8 protein-coding genes are annotated in these 6,457 nt (G+C 66.8%); 7 read left to right on the plus strand and 1 reads right to left on the minus strand.

The genetic code is table 11. From position 1 onward, the window contains the following. Nucleotides 1-112 precede the first annotated feature (112 nt). From queF to VLK61_RS09390, 3 genes are all read left to right on the plus strand, one after another. The gene (gene queF / locus VLK61_RS09380) at nt 113-574 is read left to right on the plus strand and encodes a preQ(1) synthase (RefSeq protein WP_325420463.1); all 462 of its coding nucleotides are present in this window, start codon (nt 113-115) and stop codon (nt 572-574) included. Between the two features lie 157 nt (nt 575-731). Next, nucleotides 732-1,277: a peroxiredoxin gene (locus VLK61_RS09385; RefSeq protein WP_414636794.1), complete on the plus strand. Its 546-nt coding sequence runs from the start codon at nt 732-734 to the stop codon at nt 1,275-1,277. Further along, nucleotides 1,274-1,699, plus strand: a complete 426-nt coding sequence (locus VLK61_RS09390) for an SET domain-containing protein (RefSeq protein WP_325420465.1) — start codon at nt 1,274-1,276, stop codon at nt 1,697-1,699. The genes VLK61_RS09385 and VLK61_RS09390 overlap by 4 nt, the downstream gene beginning before the upstream one ends. A gap of 7 nt (nt 1,700-1,706) precedes the next feature. On the opposite strand, the gene nudC is transcribed toward VLK61_RS09390, so the two are convergent. Then, nucleotides 1,707-2,522: an NAD(+) diphosphatase gene (gene nudC, locus VLK61_RS09395; protein WP_325420467.1), complete on the minus strand. Its 816-nt coding sequence runs from the start codon at nt 2,520-2,522 to the stop codon at nt 1,707-1,709. An 83-nt stretch (nt 2,523-2,605) separates the two neighbouring features. Between nudC and dapC the strand changes: the two genes are divergently transcribed. The 4 genes from dapC to VLK61_RS09415 all read left to right on the plus strand — a co-directional run. Continuing rightward, nucleotides 2,606-3,820 (plus strand): succinyldiaminopimelate transaminase, encoded by a 1,215-nt coding sequence (gene dapC / locus VLK61_RS09400; protein WP_325420469.1) that lies wholly within the window; start codon nt 2,606-2,608, stop codon nt 3,818-3,820. Next, nucleotides 3,817-4,650 (plus strand): 2,3,4,5-tetrahydropyridine-2,6-dicarboxylate N-succinyltransferase, encoded by an 834-nt coding sequence (gene dapD / locus VLK61_RS09405; RefSeq protein WP_325420470.1) that lies wholly within the window; start codon nt 3,817-3,819, stop codon nt 4,648-4,650. Before dapC ends, dapD begins: the two co-directional genes overlap by 4 nt. A gap of 37 nt (nt 4,651-4,687) precedes the next feature. Then, nucleotides 4,688-5,884, plus strand: coding sequence for a PilT/PilU family type 4a pilus ATPase (locus VLK61_RS09410; protein ID WP_325420472.1), 1,197 nt, complete (start codon nt 4,688-4,690; stop codon nt 5,882-5,884). Next, the coding region (locus VLK61_RS09415; protein ID WP_325420474.1) for a M20/M25/M40 family metallo-hydrolase at nt 5,881-6,457 on the plus strand (577 nt) is incomplete at its 3' end. The genes VLK61_RS09410 and VLK61_RS09415, both read left to right, overlap by 4 nt.

The following is a 6,457-nucleotide window of genomic DNA, read 5'->3' on the forward strand; positions in this document are numbered from 1 at the left end:
GGCAGCTCACCATCCGCAAGTATTTGATTTCTAAGGATTTATTGCCCACCAACCAATGGGCAAAGCGGCCCGGATGATACCATCGCGCCCCCGCCGAGAACCCGCCTTCACCATGGCCAAGAAACCTGCGCTGAATGAGCGCGCTATGCCACCCAACCCGCCGACCGCGCCCAGCAAGGACCTGCATGTCTTTGCCAACCCGGCGCCGGAGCGGGACTACCTGATCCAGTTTCAGGTGCCCGAGTTCACCTGCCACTGCCCGCTGACCGGCCAGCCGGACTTCGCGCACTTCACGATCGACATGATTGCCGACAAGCTCTGCGTCGAACTGAAGAGCCTGAAGATGTACTTCTGGAGCTACCGCAACGAGGGTGCGTTCCACGAGAAGGTGACCAACACCATCCTCGACGACATCGTCAAGGCCACCGCGCCGCGCTTCATCCGCATCACCGCCAAGTGGTACGTGCGCGGCGGCATCTACACCAACGTGGTGGCTGAGCACCGCCAGAAGGGCTGGAAACCGGCGCCGGCCGTGGACCTGCCGGCGATGCCGATGGAACGTGGCCTGCTGTAGCTGCCGCTGCGGCCCCCCCGGCTTGAAGCGCCGCAGCCCGCCAGCATATGCAGGCGCTGTAGGGCCAAGCACCGTTTGGCGCAACCAAACGGTACCGGCCTTCGTATCATCCGCAACATCGTCGGCCCGTCTCGGGCCCTGGATCGGAGAAATCGCCATGATCCGCAAGCTCATGATGGCCACAGCCGCTGTCGCCGCATTCACTGTCGCTCCGGCCTTTGCCGCACTGGACATCGGCGAGAAGGCCCCTGACTTTTCGATCGATGCATCGCTGGCCGGTGGGGTCTACAAGTTCCACCTGGCCGAGGCGCTGAAGAAAGGGCCGGTGGTGCTGTACTTCTTCCCGGCCGCGTTCTCGTCCGGTTGCACCATCGAGGCCAACCAGTTCGCCGAAGCGACCGATGCCTTCAAGCAGCTCGGCGCCACGGTGATCGGCGTCTCGCACGACGATATCGACACGCTGAAGAAATTCTCCACCACCGAGTGCCGCAACAAGTTTGCCGTCGGCGCCGACGTGGACCAGCGCGTGATGAAGTCCTACGACGCGGTGCTGATGCTCAAGCCCGATTACGCCAACCGCACCTCGTATGTCATCTCGCCCGAAGGCAAGGTGGTCTACCAGTTCACCAGCCTGAACCCGTACCGCCATGTCGCGAACACGATGTCGGCGCTGAAGGGCTGGACGACCACCGCAAAGAAGTGACGCTCCCGGAGCGCCCCTCGTACCAGAAGTACGACGTGGCGGTGCACAAGAGCGGCATCGACGGCTTCGGTGTCTTCGCCGCCGAAGACATTCCGCCGCACCGCAAGATCGGCGAAATCCGCGGCGAATCGATCAGCGTGGCCGAGGCCCGCCGCCGGGCGGAGGGGCGCCAGCGCATCATGATCGTCGAGGTGTCGGCGCGCAAAGCCATCGATGCCTCGGGCTCGCAGGATCCGATGCGCTTCACCAACCACTGCTGCAGCCCGAACGCAAGGCTGACCATCCGCGACGGCCGCATCGAGTTCTACGCGCTGCGGCCGATCACGCCGGGCGAAGAAATCACCGTGAACTATGGCGAGACGCACCACGAAGGCACCTTGAAGTGCCGCTGCGGCGCATCGAACTGCGCCGGCTGGTTGTAGCCCGAGCTCAGGACCAGCGGCCTTCGGCCATTGCGGCCAGGGTGTCGCGGATCAGGTGCCCGGCGATGCTGAAGCGCGGCGGAATGCCCGGCAGCGCATCCGGCGTGAACCAGGCGGCATGCTCGATCTCGCCCGCCTGCGGCACGATCTCGCCTGCCACCCAACGGGCCGTGAACGCCACCATCAAGCTGTGCGGGAACGGCCAGCTCTGACTGCCGTAGTAGCGCAGATCCGTGATGCGCACACCGACCTCCTCGGCCACCTCGCGCACGACGCAGTCCTCGATCGATTCACCGGCTTCGACAAAGCCGGCCAGCGCGCTGTACATGCCCTTGGCGAAGTGCGGCGAGCGGGCCAGCAGCAGTTCACCCTCACGCCAGACCAGCGCCATCATCGATGGGCTCAGCCGTGGGTAAGCGGTGTGGCCGCAGGCCGGGCAGCGGCGCGCACGCTCCTGCGGCTGCAATTCGGTCGGCGTGCCGCAGACGCCGCAGAAGCGGTGCGCACGGTCCCATTCCAGCACCTGGGCGGCGCGGCCCGCCAGCGCCATCAGCGGTGGCGCAAAGGCCATCATCGCGGCGCGCAAGGGCATGCCGCGCCAGCCCGAGGGCACGGTGTCCAGGCGCAGCGCCCAGCAATCCAGGCCGTCGCAGCGGCCCAGGTAGTGGCGGGCCATCGCCTCGGTGAGCACCGGACCATCGCTCACCGGCAGCAAGGTCGGCGATTCACCGTCAAGCACCAGCAACTGGCCGTCGACGAAAGCAAAACACCAGGCCGCGGCGCTGCGGGTCGCGGCGGGTTGGACAGCGGGGTGGAATTCCATGGCCAGCGACTCTAACCAGTTCGCTTCAGGCTGATACATCGCCGGGGCCGAAGTCGCAGCGGGCGTCCGGGATAATCCGGCCCATGAATCCCTTGCTGGGCAAGCTGCACCCCTACCCCTTCGAACGCCTGCGTGAACTCACGCGCGACATCGCGCCGCCCGCGCAACTGCGGCCCATCGGCCTGGGCATCGGCGAGCCCCGCCATGCCACGCCGGAGCTGGTGAAGCAGGCGCTGATCGAAGGCATGGGCGGCCTCGCGGTCTACCCGCCGACGCTGGGCGAGCCGAAGCTGCGCGAGGCCATCGCCGGCTGGCTGCAGCGGCGTTACGACGTCGCTGTGAACGCGGCGACGCAGGTGCTGCCGGTCTGCGGCTCGCGCGAGGCCTTGTTCGCGCTGGCGCAGACGGTGGTCGACAGCGGCCGGCCCGGCGCCGTCGTCGTCTGCCCGAATCCGTTCTACCAGATCTACGAAGGCGCGGCGCTGCTCGCCGGTGCCGAGACCGCCTTTGCCAACAGCGACCCGGCACGCAATTTCGCCGCCGACTGGGGCCAGATCGACGAGGCCACCTGGGCCCGCACGCAGCTGGTGTATGTCTGCTCGCCGGGCAACCCGTCCGGCGCGGTGATGCCGCTGTCCGAGTGGCAGCGCCTGTTCGAACTGAGCGACCGTCACGGCTTCGTGATCGCCAGCGACGAGTGCTACTCCGAGATCTATTTCCGCGACGAGCCGCCGCTCGGCGGCCTGCAAGCCGCCAAGGCGCTGGGCCGCCACGACTTCCGCCGGCTGATCAGCTTCACCTCGCTGAGCAAGCGCTCGAACGTGCCGGGCATGCGCTCGGGCTTCGTCGCCGGCGATGCGGCGCTGATCAAGGCCTTCCTGCTGTACCGCACCTACCACGGCTCCGCGATGAGCACGATGGTGCAGCATGCCAGCATCGCCGCCTGGTCCGACGAGGACCATGTGGTCGCCAACCGGGCGCTGTACCGCGCCAAGTTTGCCGAAGTGACGCCGGTGCTGGCTTCGGCACTGGACGTGCGCCTGCCCGATGCCGGCTTCTACCTGTGGGCGGCTGTGCCGGGCGGTGATGACATCGACTTCGCGCGCGGCCTGCTCGCTCAATACAATGTCACGGTCCTGCCCGGCAGCCTGCTGGCCCGCGATGCCCACGGCAGCAACCCCGGGCGCGGCCGTATCCGCATGGCGCTGGTGGCGTCCACCACCGAATGCCTGGAAGCGGCGCACCGCATCGCCGAGTTCACCGATTCCTATTCACCTCCATCGAGTCCACGCGCATGAGCCAACAACTGCAATCCGTCATCGAACTGGCCTGGGAAGGCCGCGCCAGCCTGGCGCCCGACACCCTGGCGCCGGAGATCCGCGAGGCGGTGAACACGGTGATCGCCGACCTGAACGCCGGCCGCATCCGCGTCGCCGAGCGCCAGGGTGTCGGCCAGTGGACCGTCAACCAGTGGATCAAGAAGGCCGTGCTGCTGAGCTTCCGGCTCAACGACAACCAGGCCATGCGCTCGGGCGACCTGACCTTCTTCGACAAGGTGCAGACCAAGTTCTCGCACATCGATGAAGCCGATATCCGCGCCTCGGGCGTGCGCGTGGTGCCGCCGGCCGTGGCGCGCCGTGGCAGCTACCTCGCAAAAGGCGTGGTGCTGATGCCCAGCTACGTGAACATCGGCGCCTATGTCGATGAAGGCACGATGGTCGACACCTGGGCCACCGTGGGCTCCTGTGCGCAGATCGGCAAGAACGTGCACCTGTCCGGCGGCGTCGGCATCGGTGGCGTGCTGGAGCCGCTGCAGGCCAACCCGACGATCATCGAAGACAACTGCTTCATCGGCGCGCGTTCCGAAGTGGTGGAGGGCGTGATCGTCGAGGAGAACTCGGTGCTCGGCATGGGCGTGTACCTCGGCCAGAGCACGCCGATCTTCAACCGCGAGACCGGCGAGTTCAGCTACGGCCGTGTGCCCTCGGGCAGCGTGGTCGTCAGCGGCGGCCTGCCCAAGACCACTGCCGACGGCACCTCGTACAGCATGTACGCGGCGATCATCGTCAAGCGGGTCGATGCGCAGACCCGCTCGAAGACCAGCATCAATGATCTTCTGCGCCCGTAACATCCAAAAATAGCGGCCAACCAAGAGAGGAATCGGCATGAGCGGCAACATGGAACGGGTGCTGCGGCTGATGGCCGAGAGAAACGCGTCGGACGTGTACCTCTCGGCCAACATGCCGATCCTGATCAAGATCCACGGCCAGGTGCTGCAGCTGTCCGATCAGGTGCTGACACCGCAGCAGCCGCGCCAGTTGCTGTCCGAACTGCTGGCGCCGCGCCAGATGGAAGAGCTGGACGAGACCGGCGAACTGAACCTGGCGATCGGCCTGGAAAAGGTCGGCAGCTTCCGGCTGTCGGCCTTCAAGCAGCGCGGCACCATTGCCGGCGTGTTCCGCCACATCCCGCACAACATCCCGTCGCTGGATTCGCTGAACGTGCCCTCGCTGCTGTCGCAGCTGGTGCTGGAAAAGCGCGGGCTGATCCTGATGGTCGGCGCCACCGGCACGGGCAAGAGCTCGACGCTGGCCTCGATGCTGGACCTGCGTAACCGGCAATTGGCGGGCCACATCCTGACCATCGAGGATCCGATCGAGTTTCTGTTCAGCAGCAAGAAGTCGGTGGTCAATCAGCGCGAAGTCGGCCGCGACACCAATTCGCTGCAGATCGCGCTGAAGAACGCGCTGCGCCAGGCGCCGGACGTCATCATGATCGGCGAAATCCGCGATCGCGAGACGATGACCTCGGCGCTGAGCTATTCGCTGTCCGGCCACCTGGTGCTGGCCACGCTGCACGCCAACAACAGCTACCACGCGCTGGGCCGCATCCTGTCGTTCTACACGCCGGAAGCACGGCCGGTGCTGCTGTCCGACCTGGCCGCGGGTCTGCGCGCCGTCGTCTCGCAGCGCCTGCTGCGTGCCTCCGCCGGCGGCCGGCTGCCGGCGGTGGAGGTGATGCTCAACACCAAGCTGGTGGCCGAGATGATCGAGAAGGGCGACTTCCCCGCCGTCAAGGAGGCGATGGAGAAGTCCATGGCCGAGGGCTCGCAGACCTTCGAGCAGGACATCGCCCGCATGATCACCGATGGCCTGGTCACGCGCGACGAAGGCCTGGCCTATGCCGATTCGCCGACCAACCTGATGTGGCGGCTGCAGAACGACACTGCGCCGGCCAGCCGTGTCGCGCCCAAGAAAGACGAACCCGACACCGCCATGTTCAGCGAATTCAGCGTCGATGTGTACCCCGAAGGCAGCTCGCCGGCGCGCAAGCTGGTGTTCGGACCGGCGGGCACGACATGAGCGCCACGCTGCGCCTTGTCGAAGCGCTGCTCGCGCGCCGCTCGGTCACGCCGGAAGACGGGGGCTGCCAGGCGCTGATCACCGAGCGCCTCTTGCCGCTGGGCTTCCAGTGCGAATCGATGCCCTTCGGGCCGCCGGAATTCCGCGTCAGCAACCTGTGGGCGATTCACCGCGGCGCCTTGCCCGGGCCGACGGTCGTGCTGGCCGGCCACACCGATGTGGTGCCCACCGGGCCGCTGGCGCAATGGACCAGCGACCCCTTCGTGCCCAGCCACCGCGACGGCAAGCTCTATGGCCGTGGCGCGGCCGACATGAAGACCTCGATCGCCGCGATGACGGTGGCGGCCGAAGAGTTCGTGCAGGCGCATCCGGGCCACCGCGGCGCTGTCGCGCTGCTGTTCACCAGCGATGAAGAAGGCCCGTCCATCGATGGCACGGTGCGTGTCGTCGAAGCACTGGCCGCACGCGGTGAGAAGCTCGATTGCTGCATCGTCGGCGAACCGACCTCGGTGGACAGGCTGGGCGACATGATCAAGAACGGCCGCCGCGGCTCGCTGACCGGCCGGCTCACGG

The organism is Aquabacterium sp., assembly GCF_035476535.1.
Classification (GTDB): domain Bacteria; phylum Pseudomonadota; class Gammaproteobacteria; order Burkholderiales; family Burkholderiaceae_C; genus Pseudaquabacterium.

Coding starts and splice junctions, on each gene's coding strand:
- VLK61_RS09385 (WP_414636794.1), top strand. CDS start 732: ATGATCCGCAAGCTCATGATGGCCACAGCCGCTGTCGCCGCATTCACT.
- nudC (WP_325420467.1), bottom strand. CDS start 2,522: ATGGAATTCCACCCCGCTGTCCAACCCGCCGCGACCCGCAGCGCCGCG.
- queF (WP_325420463.1), top strand. CDS start 113: ATGGCCAAGAAACCTGCGCTGAATGAGCGCGCTATGCCACCCAACCCG.
- VLK61_RS09410 (WP_325420472.1), top strand. CDS start 4,688: ATGAGCGGCAACATGGAACGGGTGCTGCGGCTGATGGCCGAGAGAAAC.
- dapD (WP_325420470.1), top strand. CDS start 3,817: ATGAGCCAACAACTGCAATCCGTCATCGAACTGGCCTGGGAAGGCCGC.
- dapC (WP_325420469.1), top strand. CDS start 2,606: ATGAATCCCTTGCTGGGCAAGCTGCACCCCTACCCCTTCGAACGCCTG.